Raw genomic sequence first — 18,852 nt, 5'->3', positions numbered from 1 at the left:
CCTGTGATTTTTGTCCCCGATGAGTACTCATGCCTGCTCCAACTGAATCAAGATTAACTTGCCGTGCGACACATCGGCGTATGCCTGTGCGCGGCTCCAGCGCAGCTCACATGTGTGCTGTTTTCTTCGCTGTAGGGGTTTTCCTGTACAGCACTCCGCGGCGAAGCTGAAGTTTCCGATGGAGAAAGGGGTCTGTCGCAGTCAGGGACAACATCGCCAGCCAACACTATGCGGTCAATGACTACCGCCCCGAGCTGAAGCGAATGCACCGCGTTGCGATTCGCTGACGGACCGCCGCCGAGTCCGGGTTATCCGTGGAGGTATAGCAATCCCTGATGCCTCCCGGAAGGTGAACGCATTCGACAGGGTCTATATTGCCCATCTATGTTTTCGGTAGCATATCCCTGCTTAAGAGGGGGCGTCGCGCCATTGCATCACTTCTTGATGTTTCGCGCGTCTTTGCTGAAGGAATTTCGCATGCTGATATGGCCATCGCGGCTATGAACGAGCAGATCGACCTTCTCCTGTTTTGCCCTCCTGGTGCCGGCGGCGATTGCTTCATCTTGGGAGGTGTAGACCTGCTCGCCCTCTGCGCCACCCTCGGCTTCAACGGCCCACCCGTTGTCGGTGGGCACGACGTGGATGTTTTTGCCCGGCATGGCTGTCTCCTGAAGTTATGCAGCCAGTCTCCCGCGCGCGCCGAGGGCGCCGGTATCAGACGTTGTCCGACAAAAATGCCCGCGCAAGGCGGGTTACCGGAAATGCCAAGAGGTCCGCGCCGGAGTCGGCATGACGCCTTAGATTGCTCATAACGTGGCAGATTCGCGCTGACTTCGTTAGGGCGCCGGGATCAGCTTGGGCCAGTGACCGGATTGCCGCTTCCGTGGAGCCTCCTTGCGCGGCGCGATGGGCAGTTCTCGGGAGGGCGCGACTTAGTGATCACAATGGCGTGTAATCGGCGCTAGGGGTCGCCGCTGCATCCCTCGGCCGCATTGGTTGGTTCTGTTGTGTCGCAAACAGTTCCACCTCGTCAGGGCGCGTTTCTTAAATGAAACTTAAGCCAACGCTCCTGCGACTGCGAGGACACGGCCACGCGCCCCTAGGCCTCGGGATTGACCACTTATCTCCTCTGTACCTAGCGCTGCCCCCTGAACATGGGGGCCATGGCTGCAACGGGCAGAATCATTTAACTGGTGATCGCCTTTGGGTACTGGCCGAGTGCATGCCGGCAGCCTTCGCACGCATTGCACTGGTCAACCGGGTAGGGCATTGAGGACGCATTCCACAATGCGCGCTTTTGCAGTGCTGCATTCAGAGTTGTTGGCTGGCAGTAGGCTGCAACACGCCAGGCCGGCCGTCAGGCGGGTTGGGCGATCGACTGAGGTAGACTGTGAGTACAACAGAAGCCGTACCTTGCTTACTATGCGCTGCGCTGGCGCGACGCTGGCTCGACCGACAAGATCGCCTTCGTGGTAGCCGCATCTACCGCTGCGCTGCCTGTGGCGGGCGATTCGTAGTCACTGGCGATGCCCTGGGCGCTATCGAGCTGGGGCGTTGGGATGTTGCTGAACTGATGGCTGCGGTTAGGCAGAACATTGCTTCGGGCGTCCTGCCGCGCATCGAGGACGCTGAAGGAAGGCCGAGCGTGATCGCCGTCGGCCGTCAGGCATCCTGAGTTCCGCCGCATGACACGCCACCGGCTGTCGTCAGACCTTCCAGCGGGCGCGGACGTTCCTGCGGCTGCTGCCGCCCAAACAAGTGACTGCTGAACCTGCACTGATTGACCGCAAGCCTAAGGTATCGATACCCAATCGAGACCGGCGCGCGCCATGATCTGGATGGTCTGAACCGAAGGTATGGTCGCGATGGCGCCAAGCGTTGCCTGGCCATGTCGCTACATCGATTTCAGCCGGTTGATTCCATTGGCGACAGGGGCAGCAGTTGTCATGGGGGCTCCTGGCACGGGCGCCTTCCTAGTCTATGCATCGCGTGCCGGCTTTGCCAAGCGGACCTGTTGGGTCAGGAGCGGATAGCGCGCCTGCGGTGCCGTGGTCACGGCGCTCAAACCAGTTTGCGCAGGCTTGTGTTCATCAACTTGAACCGGCCCCTGCCTACAACACCCGCCCGAACCACCACAGCGACAGCAGCCCCGCACAGGTCGCCAGCAGCGCGCCCAGCGCGGCGAAGAACGCGGTGATTTCGACCTGTTCGCGCTTGTCGAACGCCAGCCTCGCGTTGAGCGCCCGGTACACCTTCTTCAATCTGGTGGCATCCTCGAGACGAAAGTACTCAGCCGCGGTTGCGTCGGCGACTTGCTTCAATACCTTCTCGTCCAGCCTGACGCGGGCCGACCAGCCGTCGACCCTGAGCACGACGCCTTCGGTCGTGCCGACCCCCACGGTATAGATGCGCACGCCGTGCGCGGCGGCAAGTTGCGCCGCTTGCATCGCACCCGGGCCGGCATTGCTTTCGCCGTCGGAGAACAAGACGATCGCACCGGCAGCATAGGAGCCGGGCGTCACGGTGTCGCCGCTGTCGGATGCCTCTGGCTTCTTCGGCGGCGTGGTGTCGTCGTTCATCAGGCGCTCGGCGTCGTCGCCCGCCTGCGGCAGCAGGGTCGTGAGTGCGATGAGCAGGCCGTTGCCCAGGGCGGTGCCGCCTTGCGGCTGCAGGCGGTCGATCGCCGTGGCCACGTCATCCTTTCGGCGACTGGGAGCCTGCGCCACGCCGGCCGTGCCGGCCATCGCGACCACGCCCACGCTGACGCCCGCGGGCTGTGCGTCCAGCAGTACTTTGGCTGCCTGTTGGGCGGCGCGGATGCGGCTGGGCTTTACATCCTGCGCTCGCATGCTGCCGGACAGGTCGATGACCAGGATCACGGTCTCGATGCGAGAGGGCAGCATCAATACGGCCTGGGGACGGGCGATCGCGAAGATCAACGCAGCCAGGGCCAGCAGGGTCAGCGCGGGTGACACGTGGCGGCGCCAGCTCGCGCCGCCCTTGATGGCGAGGCCGACGGTTTTCAGGGCGGGATAGTGCGCCGCCGGGCGCCCCCGGCGCGCATCCAGCCAGACATAGCCAGCGGCAAGCATGAGGACGAACGCGAGCAACCACAGCATGCCTGGCCACAGGAAGCTGAAGACGGGCAACCGGCTCATCGTATCGATCATGCGCCCCCCTTGGCGGCCCCTTGCTGACGATGCCGCCGGCAGGCGAATTGCAGCAGGGCAAGGTCCAGGCGGGCGTAGGTCGACAGCGTCAGGCACTCCACGCCGGCCAGCGCGAAACCCTGGCGCAGCTCGGCCTCGCGCGCCTCGGCGGCGGCGGCGAAGCGTTTCCTGAAGGCCGGGTCATGCGTGTCGACGAACATCTGCTCTCCGGTTTCGGCATCCTGCATCACGACCAGGCCCAGGTCGGGCAAGGCCATCTCCAGGGGATCGACCAGCCGCACGGCGACGACTTCATGACGCCGGGCCAACATGCCGAGCGATGCTTGCCAGCCCGGGGCGCTGATGAAGTCGGAGACGACGAACAGCACCGACCGGCGTTTGGCGACGGCCCGTGCGCGCTCCAGCAGGTCGCGCAACCGGGTGTCGCCCGGCGACGCGGCGGGTGTGGCATGCATGCGGTCGAGCAGGTGCAGCAAGTGGCGACGCCCCGAGCGCGCCGGCACCACGGACGCGGCCATGTCTGTTGCCCCTCCATAGAGCACCGCGCCGACCCGGTTGCCATAGCGCGTCAACAGGAGCGCCATGACGGTGGTGAAGTCGCTCAGAAGGTCGCGCTTGCGCACGCTGCCGGAGCCGAAATCGACCGATCCGCTCAGGTCCAGCAGGAACCAGACGCAGACCTCGCGGTCTTCCTGGTACTCACGCACGTGCGGCGTCTGCAGGCGCGCTGTCACATTCCAGTCGATGTGCCGCACGTCGTCGCCGGGGCGGTATTCGCGCAGGTCGGCAAGGTCCAGCCCAAAGCCGCGAAACAGCGTGCGATAGTCGCCCTGCAGCAGGCCATCGAGGCGGCGGACCACCGTCCATTCCAGGCGGCGCAACAAGGCCTCGGTCTGGTTTGGCCCGACGCGGGCAAGCACCCCGTCGGCAGGTGCGCCGCCGGGTGCGGCGTCCGGACCGCGCCGGCGCCTAGCCCGCAGCCGCCCGAACATGGGATTCCAGCGGCCGCTCGGGGACGGGCAGGGCCTGCGAAATGCGGGTGATGAGCTGGTCGGCGGTCACGCCATCGGACATGGCCTCGTAAGAAAGCACCAGGCGGTGGCGCAATACATCTGGCACGAGGTCGATCACATCTTCGGGCAGGGCATAGTCCCGGCCGCGCAGGAACGCCAGGGCGCGCGCGCCTTCGATCAGGCCGATGGTGGCGCGGGGGCTGGCACCGAAGGAAATGTAGCGATCCAGGTCGGCCACGCCGTAGGTCCCCGGTTTGCGGGTGGCCGCCACCACGCGCACCGCGTACTGGATCAGGCCCGGATCGACGTAAACCTTGCGGCATTCATCCTGCAGGCCTGCCAGGTGCTCGGGCGTGGCGATCGGGCTCACGCTGATCTGAGGGCCGGTGACGCGGTTGACGATGACGACCTCCTCCTCCTCGCTGGGATATCCCACCAGGACCTTCATCATGAAGCGGTCGACCTGCGCCTCGGGCAAGGGGTAGGTGCCTTCGGTTTCTATCGGATTCTGTGTCGCCATGACGAGGAAGGGCGTGGGCACCAAATGGGTTTCGCCGGCGATGGTGACCTGCTTTTCCTGCATGACCTCCAGCAATGCGCTCTGCACCTTGGCCGGCGCACGGTTGATTTCGTCGGCCAGCAGCAGATTGGCGAAGACCGGCCCCCGCACGGTGGAGAACTCGCCCGTACCCTGGTTATACATGCGGGTGCCGATCAGGTCGGCCGGCAGAAGGTCCGGCGTAAACTGAATGCGCTTGAAGGAACCGCTCATGGTCCTGGCCAGTGTGTTGACGGTCAGCGTCTTGGCCAGGCCCGGCACGCCTTCCACCAGCAAGTGGCCGCCGGCAAGGATGGCCACCAGCACCCGTTCGAGAAAGTGGTCCTGTCCGACCACCACACGTTTCACCTCATACAGCAGGCGTTCCATCAAGTCGGCGCTGTCCACAGCGCCCCTGGTCTGGTCGTTCATAGGCCTCCGCGTCTAGAAAGGAGAAGATCCGATGGCAACGCCGGCGCTTTCGATCGTGATGGCAAAGCCAATGCCGAGGAAGGTGCCGCTCTTGTTGGGGTTGAGGATGGCGGTGACGATCCCGACCACCTCGCCATCCATATTCACCAGCGGTCCGCCGGAGTTGCCGGGATTGGCGGCGGCGTCGAACTGGATGAGCTTGTCCAGCTTCTGCTTGTTGTCTGGTGAAACGAACTTGCGGTCGAGTCCGGACACCACGCCGGCAGACACCGACGGGCCGATGCCGAAGGGAAAGCCGACCGCGACGACCTCGGTGCCGGGCGCGAGTTCCCGGCTGGAACCGAGCGTCGCCGCCGGCAAGTCGTCGGGAATGGACTTGGCCTGGATGATGGCGAGGTCTTTCTCCGGGTTCGCCTGCAGTACCGAGGCCTCGGAAGTGTGACCGTCGTGGAACTTGATCTCCAGGCGTCGGGCGCCGGCGACGACGTGGTAGCAGGTGAGGACGATGCCGCTCTCGGTCACGACCACGCCCGAACCAATGTGGCGATCTTCGGGCTGGCCCTCGGCCTCGTCCTTGCCACCGGGTCGGTCGCCCATGGCGAGCTCGTCGCGCGGGGAGGGTGGGGCTGGCCGGGAGGATTCGGGACGTGTGGCAGGGGGAGCACGCCTGGCCTGGGGAGAAGACGCCGCCTCCGCTTTCTTTTCCGCTGGGGTAAAACTGCGAATTTCCACCACCGATTCGCGAACCGCCTCTGCCGCCCTGGCCGTGCGCGACGGCAGGCTCTTGGTTTGCAGCGTATGCAGCACGGCCGCGTCGATGTCTGCTTGCGTGAGCGCGCGCTGCTTCGGCTGCAGCAGCCAGGCGGAGCCCACGCCGGCAGCGAGAACCAGCGCGACGGCTGCCGAGACCCACCCGTAGATCGTCACCCGTTTCATCGCAGCCCCCGAGGTCCCGTCCCGCCGTGGAAAATACAGTACCATCCTCTTACCCACGCGCCAAGGAGCAGGGCATGCAGTTTCTCTGGCCGCAAATGCTCTGGCTGCTGCTCGCCCTCCCACTGCTGGCAGCCGCTTACCTGTATCTGATCGCGCGGCGCAAGAAGTCCGCCGTGCTTTATGCAAGCCTTGCATTGCCCCGCGCGGCCCTGTCTCCCGGCCAACGACTGCGGCGCCACATCCCGCCCCTGCTTTTCCTGTTCGCGCTGGCCGCGGCCCTGCTGGCATGTGCCCGCCCCAGCGCAACCGTCACCCTGCCGTCCGACACGGTCACCCTGGTACTGGCGATGGACACCTCCCGCAGCATGGAGGCAACCGACGTTGCTCCCACACGAATCAGTGCCGCCCAGCAGGCCGCCCGGGACCTCATCGTGGGGCTGCCGGCCAGCGTGCGTCTGGGCATCGTGTCCTTCGCCGCCACGGCGACCGTGGTGCTGCCCCCCACCAACAACCGGCCGGACATGCTCGACGCGATTGATCGCTTTCAGCTCCAGCGCGGCACGGCGACCGGCAGCGGACTGATCCTGGCTCTGGCAGTGTTGTTTCCCGACGATGGGATTGATCTGGAGACGATCCTCTTCAGCGGCGAGTCGCTCGCACCCGGGCCCGGCGGCAGATCGCTGACAGAGGCCGCCGCGGCGGACGCCGTCCGCAAGCGCGAACAGGAGCGGCCGGCGGCGCAGCCCGGCTCGTATCGGCACGGTGCGGTGATCCTGCTCAGCGATGGCCGCCGCACTACCGGCCCGGACCCGCTGGACGCCGCGCGCATGGCCGCCCAGCGCGGCGTGCGCGTCTATACGGTGGGCTTCGGTACGCCGCAGGGCGGGGGCGCGGTCGAATCGAGCCTGTCTTACTTCATGCAGCTCGATGAACCCGCCTTGCGGGCGGTAGCGGCGATCTCGGGCGGCGAGTACTTCCAGGCTGGCTCTGCTGCGGACCTGAGCCAGGTGTATCGGCAGCTCAGCGCCCGCTTCGCGCTCGAGCGCAAGGAAACCGAGCTGGGTGCCTTGTTTGCGGCAGCCTCGGTCCTGCTGCTGGTCGCGGCGTGCGGGCTATCGATGTTGTGGTTTCGGCGGTGACCACGGTGCTGAAGCGCTGGTGACGTCACGCAGCTTGCCATAGCCGGCCGGAGGGAACGCCTTGCCCCCTCGGCAAAGTGTAGCAGGATGAACGTGTGCCCTCCGGGGCAGGCGCGGAAGTGGGCGACCAGGCCGGTCACCGAGCCGCCCCCCGTTCCAGAATCTTGTACAAGTGCGACCGCGATATCCGCAATTGCTCCGCGGCCCGCTTCTTGTTGCCACCATGGCGCGCGATTGCGTCGACCACTGCTGCATAGGCGAGCTCGCTCATGCCGGCACCAGCCTCGCTCGATAACCCCGGCTTGGGTGCGAGGGATGGCAGGCTCCCCTCGTCGATCTCCTCATGCGGATACGCTTGCGCCAGTGGATTCACGCCGAGTTGGCTTTCCATGCTCACCGGCCCGCGCGCCGATTCCCCACGTGCAAAATCCGCCACGCGCAGCGTGCGGCCATCGCAGAACACCAGCGCCTCCTCGATGCGCTGGCGCAACTGGCGCACATTGCCGGGCCAGGGCTTGCCGGCCAGGTGTCGCGCTACGTCGTGATCGACTTTAGGCACGGGCACGGCATTGCGCGCGCAGAAGGCGCCGACGAAGTGCTGTAGCAAGGCGGGGATATCTTCGCGCCGCTGACGCAGGGCGGGAATCCGCAGCACCACGCCGCTAAGCCGGTAGTACAGGTCGAGGCGGAAGCGCCCGGCGTCGACGAGGGAGGGAATGTCGCGATTGGTGGCGGAGATCAGGCGGAAGTCCACACGCTGCGCGCGGCGACTGCCAAGGCGTTCGACCATGTGGTCCTCCAGCACCCGCAACAATTTGACCTGCATCTCCATGGGGATGTCCGCCACCTCGTCCAGGAATACGGTGCCGCCGGCCGCCAGTTCCAGCTTGCCCGCCTGTCCCTGGCGCCGACTTCCGGTAAAGGCGCCGGGCGCATGGCCGAACAGTTCGGATTCGATCAGCGTGGCAGGCAGGGCAGCCAGGTTAAGGCTGACCAGCGGCCTGTCGCTGACCGGCTCGGGCCCTGCGCTGTGGATGGCGCGGGCGACCAGTTCTTTGCCGGTGCCGCTTTCACCCAGGATCAGCACGGGCACGTCAAGGCGCGCCACGGTCTGGATCTCGCGGCGCAGGCGCTGCATCGGTGCGCTTTCGCCGATGAGCGCGAGCAGGGGTTGGCTTTCCCGCAAGCCGTCCAGTTCGCGCTGGTAACGCGCCACTTGCGAGCGCAGCTCCGACAGCTCCTTGTGCATGCGCACAAGCGCTTCCGGTCCCTTGAACATGATCTGGCCGATGGCCCCGACCACATTGTCGTCCTGCCGGATGGGGATGCGGTTGACCACGCGGGTAACGCCGTTCATCTCCTGCAACTGCCCGATCTCCGCCTTGCCGCTCGCGACAACCTGCGGTAGCCGTGAATTCGGGATGACGCTGGCGGCGGGGCTGCCGATTCCCGCGCCGGCTTCCAGGCCCAGGAAGTTCGCGTGCACCGGGCTGATAAAGCGCACCAGGCCATCCTGGTCGACCACCGTGATGGCCTGGTACGGGTCGGTCAGGAAGTGGTCGAGGATGGCGCCTGCAAAGGGCACCGTGCCGATGAAGTCGAACAACACCGTATGTGTGTCGGCACGGTGCAGAAGGATCAGCTGATGGTTGCCGTCTTCCAGGCACAGGCCGATGTAGCGGTGATCGCCGGCCTCAACGGGAAAAAGCCTGCGCCCGTTGGCCAGGTCCGTGGCGCGCTTGCAGGCGGATTCGGCCGCGTCTGCAATGGCGGGGTCCGCACACACTCCGACCGTGGCGACCCTGCCGGCTGGCGATCGCACTATGGCACCCAGCGCAACCATTTCGGCTGCTGTTCGCGGTGTTGTTGCTGAGGACACTGCTTGTCTCCGTAGGTGTCCTTCGGGTGGACACATTCTGTCTTTATTGCGGACATGGTACGCGGGCGCCGGAAATTTCTCAATGAATTCAAGGGCAGGCGGCTCGCCGCCCGCATGGGGGGTGAAGACAAAGTGGGGCGCCACAAGGCGGCCGGCAAGCTCACGGTGCGAGAGCGCATCGATGAGATTGCCGACCCTGGATCGTTCCTGGAGGTGGGCGGGCTGACCGGCAGTGGCCGCTATGACAGCAACGGGCGGCTGGTGGACCTGGTCCCTTCGAACCTGGTGATGGGCCGGGCCCAGGTCGGCGGGCGGTCGGTGGTGCTGGTGGGGGACGACTTCACCGTGCGCGGCGGTGCCAATGATGGCGCAGTGGGTGACAAGCTGATCCACGCCGAGAAGATGGCGCACGATCTGCGCCTGCCGATGATCCGGCTGGTCGATGGCACCGGCGGTGGCGGCTCGGTGCGCAATATCGAGGTCAAGGGCCACACGCTGATCCCCACCATGAAGGTCTGGCAGCACGTGGTGGAGAACATGTCCGTGGTGCCGGTCGTGTCCCTGGCGCTCGGATCCGTGGCGGGCATGGGGGCGGCGCGTGTGGCAGCCAGCCATTATTCGGTGATGGTCAGGGAGACTTCGCAGCTGTTCAATGAAGGTCCGTCTGTGGTGGCGCGCGTTGGCCAGAACCTGACCAAGAATGAGTTGGGCGGCAGCCAGATCCATACCCGCAACGGCGTGGTGGACGATGAGGTCGCCACCGAGCAGGAGGCCTTCGAGCGCGCGCGTCGCTTCCTGTCCTACCTGCCGGGGTCCGTCCACGAACTGCCGCCGCGGATCGAGCCGGCCGACGATCCCGCCCGTCGCGACGAATGGCTGCTGTCGGCCATTCCGCGCGACAGCCGTGCCGCGTACAAGATCCGCCCGATCGTGCAGGCGCTGGTGGATGCCGATTCCTTCTTCGAGATCGGCAAGAACTGGGGCTGCGCCATTGTCACCGGCATGGCCAGGCTGGATGGCTGGCCGGTGGCTGTCATCGCCAGTGATCCGTCCTTCCATGGCGGCGGCTGGGACAGCGCGAGCGCGGAGAAATTCACGCGTTTCGTCGACATGGCCCAGGCCTTCCACCTGCCCGTGGTCAACCTCGTCGATATCGCCGGGTTCGAGATCGGCCTGGAAGCCGAGCGGGCGGGCACCATGCGCTACGGCGTGCGCGCGCTGGCCGCGGTCTACCAGACCACGGTGCCGTGGTGTTCGTTGATCTTGCGCCGCGCCTATGGCGTCGCGGCTGCCGGCCACCAGCATATGGGGCGGTTCAATTTCCGCTATGCCTGGCCGTCGGCCAACTGGGGCTCACTGCCGATCGAAGGCGGACTGGAAGTTGCCTACAAGGCCGAGATTGAAGGCGCCGACGATCCGGTGCAGAAGCACGCCGAGATCGAGCAGCGCGTGCGCAGCCTGACGTCGCCGTTTCGCAGCGCCGAGGCGTTCGTCATTGAAGACATCATCGATCCGCGCGACACGCGCACGCTGCTGTGCGAGTTCGCCAACCTGGCGGCACCACTGCGTGAAACCGGCATCAGCCGCTTTGGCATCCGGCCTTGAGCGCTGCACAGGCCGCACGCCGCCCCACTGACGAGTACTTGCTGCCATGGCCGGTGATATGGCCCAACCGGCTGGCACGGCACTGACTTGGAAAACCAAAGGAGACATGAATTGAAAAAATTGTTGATCGCCAATCGAGGGGAGATCGCGTTGCGCGTCCAACGCGCCGCTCGCGACATGGATATCCGCACGGTCGCGGTCTACTCGCAGGACGACGCCAGCTCGCGGCATCGCATGCTGGCCGACGAGGCGCTTCCTCTCGGTGGGGCCGGGCCGTCGGCGTACATCAACATTGCGGGCATCATTGCCGCGGCGAAAGCCGCCGGTTGCGATGCGATCCATCCCGGCTATGGCTTCCTGAGCGAGCGTGCCGATTTTGCCCAGGCGTGCATTGACGCCGGCATCACGTTCGTCGGCCCCACCGTAGAGCACCTTGCCCTGTTCGGGGACAAGGGCAGTGCGCTGCAACTGGCGGCCGAGTGCGATGTCCCGACCATGCCGGCAACGCGAGGCGGGGCGACTCTCGATGAAATCGCCAGCTTCTTCGATGCGCAAGGCGAAGCCGGCATCGTCATCAAGGCCGTTGGCGGGGGAGGTGGCCGCGGCATGCGCGTGGTCCGGCGGCGCGACGACCTGGCGGAAGCCTACGCGCGCTGCCGGTCCGAGGCGGGCTCCGCATTTGGCATCGATGCCCTGTACGCAGAGCGGCTGGTCAGCCGGGCGCGCCATATTGAAGTGCAGATTGCCGGCGACGGGGCGCGAGTCATCGCGCTCGGCGAGCGGGACTGCACCTTGCAGCGCCGCTTCCAGAAGCTTGTGGAGATCGCTCCCAGCCCGACACTCCGACCGGAGCTTCGTGAGCAGATCATCAAGGCCGCGCTTAAGCTGGCGCGCCGCGTCAACTACCTGAGCCTGGGTACCTTCGAGTTCCTGGTCGAGGAAACCGAGTCCTGTGCGCAGAAGGATTTTGTCTTCATCGAAGCCAATCCCCGGTTGCAGGTCGAGCACACCATCACGGAACAAGTCACCGGCGTCGATCTTGTCGCGCTGCAGATCGGGCTTGCAACAGGGCAGACCCTGAGTGACCTTGGCCTCAACCAAGCTTCGCCGCCGCAACCGAAGGGATATGCGATCCAGGTACGTGTGAACGCGGAAACGACAGACGCGCAGGGCCTTGCACGCCCGGCCCAGGGTCGCCTCGAACGCTTCGACCCGCCTTCAGGCCCGGAGGTTCGTGTCGACACGCACGGCTACACCGGCTATGAGCCGTCGCCCAACTTCGACACCTTGCTGGCAAAGCTGGTTGTCACCAGTGCGACGCCCAGGTTCGAGGGCGCCGTGCGGCGTCTGCAGCGTAGTCTTGCGGAATTCCGGATCGTGGGGGTGCCGACCAACCTTAACCTCTTGCGCGCCCTCACGCAGCGCGCCGATTTCCTCAGCCAGGATGTCCACACACGGCACTTTGAAGCGATCTTGCCGGACCTGACTGCATCGGCGGAGGACATTGCAAGGGCCGAGCGTGCGCAGGAATCCCTGCTCGGCGTCGCAGCTCCAGCGGCCACTGTGATCACGCCGCGCCTGGCCGATGCCGAGGAGGCCGTGGGCGAAGGGGCGGTGGCTATCCGTGCGCCCTTGACCGGCCGAGTGGTCGAGATCTCAGTGAATGTGGGCGACATCGTCCAGCCCGGGAAGACGGTTGCGGTTCTCGACGCCATGAAGATGGAACACGCGGTGATGGCTGAATGCGGCGGCCGTGTCATCGACCTGCGTCTGGAGGCAGGAGCGCTGGCGCCGGAAGGCCAGATCCTGATGGTGTTGGAGCAGGTCGAGGCCAATGGCGAGTCAGCGGATGTCGCCCGGGACGTCGACCTTCATGCGATCCGTGCGGACCTCCAGCGCGTGCTCGACCGGCATGCCTACCTGCATGACGACAGGCGTCCCGATGCGGTGGCAAAGCGCCGTTCCCGCGGCCAGCGCACGGCCCGTGAGAACGTCGCGAACTTGTGCGATCCGGAGACCTTCGTGGAGTACGGCGCCCTTGCTGTTGCGGCGCAGGCTTCCCGCCGTTCTCAGGAAGATCTGATTGCTAACACCCCGGCAGACGGACTGATCACCGGCATCGGCGACATCAACGGAGAACTTGTCGGCAAGGACAAGGCGCGCAGTGCGGTGATGGCCTACGACGCCACGGTCCTGGCGGGAACGCAAGGCAAACGCAACCACATCAAGACCGACCGCATCGTGGAAGTCGCGATGCGTGACGAACTCCCGCTGGTGCTCTTTGCCGAAGGCGGTGGCGGTCGGCCCGGTGACGTGGATTTCCCCTCGGTGTCCGGTCTGTATCAACCGTCATTTGCCGCATTTGCCGATCTCAATGGGCACGTTCCGGTCGTCGGCATCGTGTCGGGTCGATGCTTTGCCGGCAATGCGGCCTTCCTGGGCTGCTGCGACGTGATCATTGCCGACAAGTCAGCGAATATCGGCATGGCAGGGCCAGCCATGATCGAGGGCGGGGGCCTCGGGGTCTTCCGTCCGGAGGACGTCGGTCCGGCTTCGGTGCAGTTTGCCAATGGCGTGGTCGATATCCTCGTTGATAACGAAGCGCAGGCGGTCCAGGTGGCGAAGCACTACCTGTCGATGTTCCAGGGGCGCGTGGCGCACTGGACCGCACCGGACCCCCTCGACTTGCGCCACGTCGTGCCGGAGAACCGGCTGCGCGTGTACGACTCGCGCAAAGCCATCGAAGGGATCGCCGACGTCGGCAGCGTGCTGATGCTGCGCGGTGGCTTCGGCGCAGGCATTCACACCGCTCTCGCCCGGGTGGAGGGGCAGCCGGTGGGGATCATGGCCAACAACCCGCATCATCTCGGGGGCGCCATCGATGCCGATGCGGCAGACAAGGCAGCGCGCTTCATGCAGCTGTGCGACGCGCACGGACTGCCGATCATCTCGCTGATCGACACGCCTGGGTTCATGGTCGGGCCGGAGGTTGAGGCTCGCGCACAGGTGCGCCATGTGTCGCGCATGTTCCTCACGGCCGCCAAGCTGCGCGTCGCCTTGCTGGGCGTCACGCTGCGCAAGGGGTATGGCCTTGGCGCCATGGCCATGGCGGGAGGCGGCTTCCGGTCGGCAAATTTCGTCATTTCATGGCCGACCGGTGAATTCGGTCCGATGGGTCTGGAAGGCGCTGTCACGCTGGGCTTCAAGAAAGAGCTGGAAGCGGTTCCCGACGGGCCGGAACGGAAAGCGCTGTTCGACAAGCTGGTTGCCCACGCCTACGAGCGTGGCCACGCGATCAGCACGGCTGCCGCGGTCGAGATCGACGCCGTAATTGACCCTGCGCAGACGCGGAAGTGGATCGTCCAGGGCATCGCATCAGCCGACATTCGACGCCGCAGAGAGCGCCGCTCGTTTGTCGATGCGTGGTGAACCCTGGCCCTGGACAGTCCACATACAAGAGGCTCCTATGACGATGAATGGTCCTGACATGGCTCGACTGGCGTTGCGCGGCCTGCGCGTGCTGGAAGTCGGCACTGGCCCGGCGCTTGCGTACGCGGGCAAGTTGTTCGCCGATTTCGGTGCCGAAGTCATCAAGGTGGAAAGTCCTGCGGGTGACGCCTGGCGGCAGATGCCGCCTATGGCCGGCGTCCCTGGGGCAGAGCCACCTGCAAGCGCGCTCTTTGCGTGGCTCAACACCAACAAGCGCAGCGTCACGGCTGATGGCGACAGCCCGGAGGACAGCACATGGTTGGCACAACTCGCGCGAACCTGCGATGTCGTGCTGGATGCGCGAGCGTTGGCGGCAGGCGCAGGCATCTCCGCCAAACCTGTCTGGTCCGATAGTACCGGCGACAAGCAGGAAAACGAGCCGATCGAGGTCGTACTTACCTGGTTCGGGGAGAGCGGACCCTACAGCCAGTATGCAGGCGCGGAAGCCGTGTGCCGGAGCCTCGCCGGTGCCGTGTATGGAAGCGGCCCGGTGGATGGGCCGCCACACATGCCGCATGACGTGCAGACTGCCGTGGTATTCGGGTTGACTGCGTTTTCGGCGGCTGTAGCAGGCCTGATCGGCGCAAAGGATGGCAGCCGTAGTTACGTGCTGAGCGCGCATGAGGCGATCCTCAGCGTCGTCGAAATGGAAGCCGGCATGGTCCCGGACAAGCGCCACCCGCTCAGGCGTCTCGGCGTTAACCGGTTCTGCGGCACGCATCCAGCCGGGATCTACCAGACCGCGGCAGGGTGGATCGGCATCTTCACACACACGCTGCCCCAGTGGAAGGCGCTGTGCGAGGCGATCGGGCAACCGGAGCTGGCTGACGACCCTCGCTTCGCCAACGGCCAAAAGCGCATGGTCCGTGCGGACGAGATCGACGCGCTGCTGGAACGCGCGTTCCTGACCCGGTCGGCTCAGGAGTGGTTCGAGATCCTCGGCGCGAAGAAGCATCCGACTGTCATCGTGCCGACGATGGAGGAACTACTCAGGCAGGACGTTCATCGGCAGCGTAGCGCGTTTATCCCGGTGGTTGCAGGAGGCGCGACCTTCGAAGGCCCTGTGGTACCGCTGCGCCTCGATGCGGCCGGTCCGTTGCTGGGGGGAACGGCTCCGGCGAAGGGCGCGCATGATGCTCTCTACCGGACCTCGGGCCTGGCACACCGCCCCCGTCGGCAGCGCCAGCGAACTTCCACTGACCAGTTGCCGCTGCGAGGGATCCGCGTCATCGACCTGACGATGGGCTGGGCGGGGCCGCTCGCTTCCCGGACCCTGGCCGATTTTGGCGCGGAAATCATCAAGGTCGAGAGTACCGGCTATCCCGACTGGTGGCGCGGTGCCAACTTCACGGAAGAGTTTTATCGGGACCGGCTGTACGAGAAGAACTCAAACTTCAACCTGATGAACCGCAACAAGCTGGGCATCACCCTGGACTTGACGCGCCCCGAAGGGAAGCAGCTGCTTCTGCAGCTGGTAGAGGGCGCGGATGCGGTGATCGAGAACTACTCCGCGGAAGTCCTGCCGAAGCTGGGCCTGGATTATGAAGCACTGCGGGCCGTGAACAAGCGGCTGGTGATGCTGTCGATGCCGGCATTCGGGCTGGGGAACGCGTGGAGCAACACGCGCGCCTACGGCGGCACGCTGGAGCAAGCCAGTGGGCTTCCGCTTCACACCGGACACCCGGAGGGGCCGCCGGCCATGACGTCGTATGCCTATGGCGATCCGATTGGCGGCTTGAATGCAGGGGCCGCGATGTTGTTGGCACTGTTCGAGCAGCAAGCCACCGGCGCGGGCCGACATGTCAACCTGTCGCAAGTGGAGGCCATGTTGCCGATGGCGGCGCCGTTCATCCTGGAGCAGTCTGTCCACGGAACCGTCTCGCCTCGCCAGGGAAATCGTCATCCAATGCATGTCCCGCACGGGTGTTTCCGCTGCGCGGGCGAAGACGCGTGGATCATCCTGACTGTTACCGACGCGCATTGGACCGCCCTGTGTCGTGTGATCGGAAGGGCGGACCTCGCCGCCGATGCGCTGCTTGCGCGAGCGTCGGGGCGTCGAGCGCATCAGGACAGGATCGACACGGCGATCTCCGCCTGGTGCGTGGATCGAGACCCGGAAGATGCGATGCGCCTGTTGCAACAGGTCGGCGTTGCTGCGGGCGTGGTGCGAACCATGGCGCAAGTCCTGCAGGATCCCCACCTGCGCGCGCGGGGCTTCTGGCGCGAAGTCGAGCGCGCCCACATCGGCAGCTACACGGCCAGCACCGCCTGGTTTCGCACTGGCATCCACCCCATGCCCATCCGCAAGGTCGCGCCGACCTTGGGCGAACACAACGAGGAAGTGCTGGCTCGCGTGCTGGGATTGAGCGCGGCGCAGATTGCCGACCTGGAGCAACGGGGCATCACCGGCAAGACGGCGAAGCCCAGGCACTCGAGAGAGATGCCGTAAGCCAGCTTGTGTTTCGAATACGACTAACGACGATCAGGAGACGACATGAAGGAACTCAAACTTGCGACGCGCTGCGTTCAATCCGCGGGCAAATTCAGATTGGCTGCGGCGCTAGGCGTTTTGCTTTGCGCAATCTCCGGTCCGGCCGCGGCCCAGGATGCAAACTGGCCGAGCAGGCCAGTCAGGATGATCGTTCCGTTCCCGGCGGGTTCATTCACCGACACCGTGGCGCGCATTGTTTCCGACCATCTCAGCAAGTCCTTGGGCCAGCCGGTGGTCGTGGAGAACAAGGCGGGCGCCAATGGACTGATCGGCGTGGCAGAGGCTGCCCGGGCGGCGCCGGATGGGTATACCTTGTTGCTGACGAACTCCAGCAGCATCACCATCAACCATCAGGTCTACAAGAAAAGCAACTACAAGCCGAAGGATTTCACGCCGGTCACGCTGGTTCTGGAGGCACCCTTTATTCTGGTGGCGAATCCTGAATGGTCCCAGAAGAACTCGGTAGGGTCGGTAACGGACCTGGTGCGTTTCTCCTCGCAACATCCTGGCAAAGTCAGCTACGGATCGGCAGGCCCGGGCAATATCGCGCATCTCAGCTTCGCCATGTTGAACAACAGGGCGAAGATCAAGACCACGCATATTCCGTACAAGTCGTCTGCGCAGGCGCAGCTGGCTGTGGTCAGTGGCGAACTGGACGCGGCATTCGACACGTGGACTGCGCTTCCTCAAATCAAGGCAGGGAAGCTGAAACCGCTCGCGATCAGTGCATCGAAGCGGATGACCCAGTTGCCCGAAGTGCCTACGTTGGAAGAGGTCGGGATCACGCCGTTCAACGTGACGTTCTGGATCGGCATGCTTGCTCCGGCCGGCACGCCGCCGCAGATCGTGCAACGAATCCATTCGATCACGCGTGGCGTGCTTGATGACGGCAAGGCACGCGCCGCTTTGAGCCTGCAGGGCGAGGTCGTCATGGTCGACCCTGCGAACTTCGCCAGGCGCATTGAGAAGGAGGATTCCAGTTGGGGCGCTGTGATCCAGCGCGAAGGCATCACGCTGGATTGAAGCCTGCTTGCACAAGCCTGTTGATCGGCCGTCGCGAAGGAATATTCCGGAACCAGGATTTCACGACGGCCGGTTGGGGACAAACGTCAGTGCTAAGCAGCAAGCCATTGGCGCAAGCGTACGCAATGCGGCTGATTGCCTGCGAACACTGACCAACTCACTTGGCCTCAGGCCACACGCCGTCCGGGCAGCAGCCCGGCATATTCCTTCCCCAGGAACTCCGCGGTGTGTTCGAGCAGGTAGGCGCGACAGCTCTCGCTGGCGGGAGACAGCCGCTTGCTTGCCATATGCGCCACATGCCAGATGCGCTCGATCGGCGTGCCCGTCACGTCCAGCAGCGCGATCTCGCCGGTGCGCAGTTCCAGAGACAGCGTGTGCAGCGACAACAGGCTGATACCCATGCCCGCCATCACTGCCTGCTTTATGGTCTCGTTGCTGCCCAGCGTGATGACCTTGGCCGGCGCGAACAGGTGGTCCCTGAACATGAACTCCGCCACGGTCCGGGTACCTGAGCCCGGTTCGCGCAGCAGGAAGGTCTCGTGACGGAGTTCCTGCAGGTCGAAGCCCTTCTCGCCGTGCAGTGGATGGCGCGTTGACGCAACCAGCACGTACGGATGCGCGGCGATGGGCTCCGACACGGCGTCCAGCTCGCGCGGCGGACGGCCCATCAGCGCCAGGTCGATCGCATTGTCCTGCAGCAGTTGCAGCAGCGTCTCACGATTGCCTTCGGCAATGCGCAGGTCCAAGCCGGGGTGCAGCGCCGTGAAACCGGCGAGCAGCTTGGGCGCGAAGTACTTCGCCGTGCTGATCAGCCCGATCGTAATCGAGCCTTGCTCAACGTCCTTGACTGCCTGCAGTCCTTCCTCAGCGTCCCTCACCTCGCCGAGGATCCGCGAGGCATGGTGCAGCAGGCGATCCCCGGGCTCGGTCAGCGTGAGCTGCCCCCTGACCCGCTCGAACAGCGCCAGGCCCACCACGGATTCCAGCTGCTTGACCTGCATCGAGACCGCCGGCTGGGTCAGGTGCAACTCCTCGGCCGCGCGCACGAAGCTGGCGTGCCTGGCCACCGTGACGAAGATCTGCAACTGGCGAAGGGTGAGGGCGCGCAGGAAGGACATGGGCAGTGGGGGCGGGCTT

At 65.1% G+C, this 18,852-nt stretch carries 12 protein-coding genes; 5 read left to right on the top strand and 7 right to left on the bottom strand.

Going from position 1 to position 18,852, the window contains the following annotated elements:
- Nucleotides 1-434: 434 nt before the first annotated feature.
- The 5 genes from K307_RS12770 to K307_RS12745 all read right to left on the bottom strand — a co-directional run bounded on the left by K307_RS12770 (nt 435) and on the right by K307_RS12745 (nt 6,089).
- Nucleotides 435-659: a DUF2188 domain-containing protein gene (locus tag K307_RS12770; RefSeq protein ID WP_042878660.1), complete on the bottom strand. Its 225-nt coding sequence runs from the start codon at nt 657-659 to the stop codon at nt 435-437.
- A 1,452-nt stretch (nt 660-2,111) separates the two neighbouring features.
- Nucleotides 2,112-3,170, bottom strand: a complete 1,059-nt coding sequence (locus tag K307_RS12760) for a VWA domain-containing protein (protein ID WP_042878657.1) — start codon at nt 3,168-3,170, stop codon at nt 2,112-2,114.
- The gene (locus K307_RS12755) at nt 3,167-4,162 is read right to left on the bottom strand and encodes a DUF58 domain-containing protein (RefSeq protein ID WP_042878654.1); all 996 of its coding nucleotides are present in this window, start codon (nt 4,160-4,162) and stop codon (nt 3,167-3,169) included. Before K307_RS12755 ends, K307_RS12760 begins: the two co-directional genes overlap by 4 nt.
- Nucleotides 4,140-5,153 (bottom strand): AAA family ATPase, encoded by a 1,014-nt coding sequence (locus K307_RS12750; RefSeq protein WP_042878652.1) that lies wholly within the window; start codon nt 5,151-5,153, stop codon nt 4,140-4,142. The genes K307_RS12755 and K307_RS12750 overlap by 23 nt, the downstream gene beginning before the upstream one ends.
- Before the next feature lie 12 nt (nt 5,154-5,165).
- Nucleotides 5,166-6,089, bottom strand: coding sequence for a S1C family serine protease (locus K307_RS12745; protein ID WP_042878651.1), 924 nt, complete (start codon nt 6,087-6,089; stop codon nt 5,166-5,168).
- Between the two features lie 74 nt (nt 6,090-6,163).
- On the opposite strand from K307_RS12745, the gene K307_RS12740 reads away from it, so the two are divergent.
- On the top strand, nt 6,164-7,228 hold the full coding sequence (locus tag K307_RS12740; protein ID WP_042878649.1) for a VWA domain-containing protein: 1,065 nt from the start codon (nt 6,164-6,166) through the stop codon (nt 7,226-7,228).
- A gap of 136 nt (nt 7,229-7,364) precedes the next feature.
- Here K307_RS12740 and K307_RS12735 read toward each other — a convergent pair whose 3' ends face one another.
- Nucleotides 7,365-9,071, bottom strand: a complete 1,707-nt coding sequence (locus K307_RS12735; protein WP_080745008.1) for a sigma-54 interaction domain-containing protein — start codon at nt 9,069-9,071, stop codon at nt 7,365-7,367.
- A gap of 90 nt (nt 9,072-9,161) precedes the next feature.
- On the opposite strand from K307_RS12735, the gene K307_RS12730 reads away from it, so the two are divergent.
- The 4 genes from K307_RS12730 (at nt 9,162) to K307_RS12715 (ending at nt 17,715) form a co-directional block, all read left to right on the top strand.
- Nucleotides 9,162-10,712, top strand: a complete 1,551-nt coding sequence (locus K307_RS12730) for an acyl-CoA carboxylase subunit beta (RefSeq protein ID WP_042878646.1) — start codon at nt 9,162-9,164, stop codon at nt 10,710-10,712.
- 111 nt (nt 10,713-10,823) lie between these two features.
- On the top strand, nt 10,824-14,141 hold the full coding sequence (locus K307_RS12725; protein ID WP_042878645.1) for an acetyl-CoA carboxylase family protein: 3,318 nt from the start codon (nt 10,824-10,826) through the stop codon (nt 14,139-14,141).
- A gap of 37 nt (nt 14,142-14,178) precedes the next feature.
- Nucleotides 14,179-16,650 carry a CaiB/BaiF CoA-transferase family protein gene (locus K307_RS12720; protein WP_051974844.1) on the top strand — a complete coding sequence of 824 codons (2,472 nt, stop codon included), beginning with the start codon at nt 14,179-14,181 and terminating at the stop codon, nt 16,648-16,650.
- 45 nt (nt 16,651-16,695) lie between these two features.
- On the top strand, nt 16,696-17,715 hold the full coding sequence (locus K307_RS12715; protein ID WP_042878642.1) for a Bug family tripartite tricarboxylate transporter substrate binding protein: 1,020 nt from the start codon (nt 16,696-16,698) through the stop codon (nt 17,713-17,715).
- 167 nt (nt 17,716-17,882) lie between these two features.
- Here K307_RS12715 and K307_RS12710 read toward each other — a convergent pair whose 3' ends face one another.
- On the bottom strand, nt 17,883-18,833 hold the full coding sequence (locus K307_RS12710; protein ID WP_051974843.1) for a LysR family transcriptional regulator: 951 nt from the start codon (nt 18,831-18,833) through the stop codon (nt 17,883-17,885).
- Nucleotides 18,834-18,852 lie beyond the last annotated feature (19 nt).

This window comes from Cupriavidus necator A5-1 (assembly GCF_000744095.1).
Classification (GTDB): Bacteria; Pseudomonadota; Gammaproteobacteria; order Burkholderiales; family Burkholderiaceae; genus Cupriavidus; species Cupriavidus necator_A.
This window is presented reverse-complemented; position numbering and strand designations above follow the sequence as displayed.

Excerpts from the sequence above, each read along its gene's own strand:
- K307_RS12760 (WP_042878657.1), bottom strand. The coding sequence starts at position 3,170 with ATGATCGATACGATGAGCCGGTTGCCCGTCTTCAGCTTCCTGTGGCCA.
- K307_RS12730 (WP_042878646.1), top strand. The coding sequence starts at position 9,162 with ATGGTACGCGGGCGCCGGAAATTTCTCAATGAATTCAAGGGCAGGCGG.
- K307_RS12750 (WP_042878652.1), bottom strand. The coding sequence starts at position 5,153 with ATGAACGACCAGACCAGGGGCGCTGTGGACAGCGCCGACTTGATGGAA.
- K307_RS12710 (WP_051974843.1), bottom strand. The coding sequence starts at position 18,833 with ATGTCCTTCCTGCGCGCCCTCACCCTTCGCCAGTTGCAGATCTTCGTC.
- K307_RS12745 (WP_042878651.1), bottom strand. The coding sequence starts at position 6,089 with ATGAAACGGGTGACGATCTACGGGTGGGTCTCGGCAGCCGTCGCGCTG.
- K307_RS12720 (WP_051974844.1), top strand. The coding sequence starts at position 14,179 with ATGACGATGAATGGTCCTGACATGGCTCGACTGGCGTTGCGCGGCCTG.
- K307_RS12740 (WP_042878649.1), top strand. The coding sequence starts at position 6,164 with ATGCAGTTTCTCTGGCCGCAAATGCTCTGGCTGCTGCTCGCCCTCCCA.
- K307_RS12755 (WP_042878654.1), bottom strand. The coding sequence starts at position 4,162 with ATGTTCGGGCGGCTGCGGGCTAGGCGCCGGCGCGGTCCGGACGCCGCA.
- K307_RS12770 (WP_042878660.1), bottom strand. The coding sequence starts at position 659 with ATGCCGGGCAAAAACATCCACGTCGTGCCCACCGACAACGGGTGGGCC.
- K307_RS12715 (WP_042878642.1), top strand. The coding sequence starts at position 16,696 with ATGAAGGAACTCAAACTTGCGACGCGCTGCGTTCAATCCGCGGGCAAA.
- K307_RS12735 (WP_080745008.1), bottom strand. The coding sequence starts at position 9,071 with ATGGTTGCGCTGGGTGCCATAGTGCGATCGCCAGCCGGCAGGGTCGCC.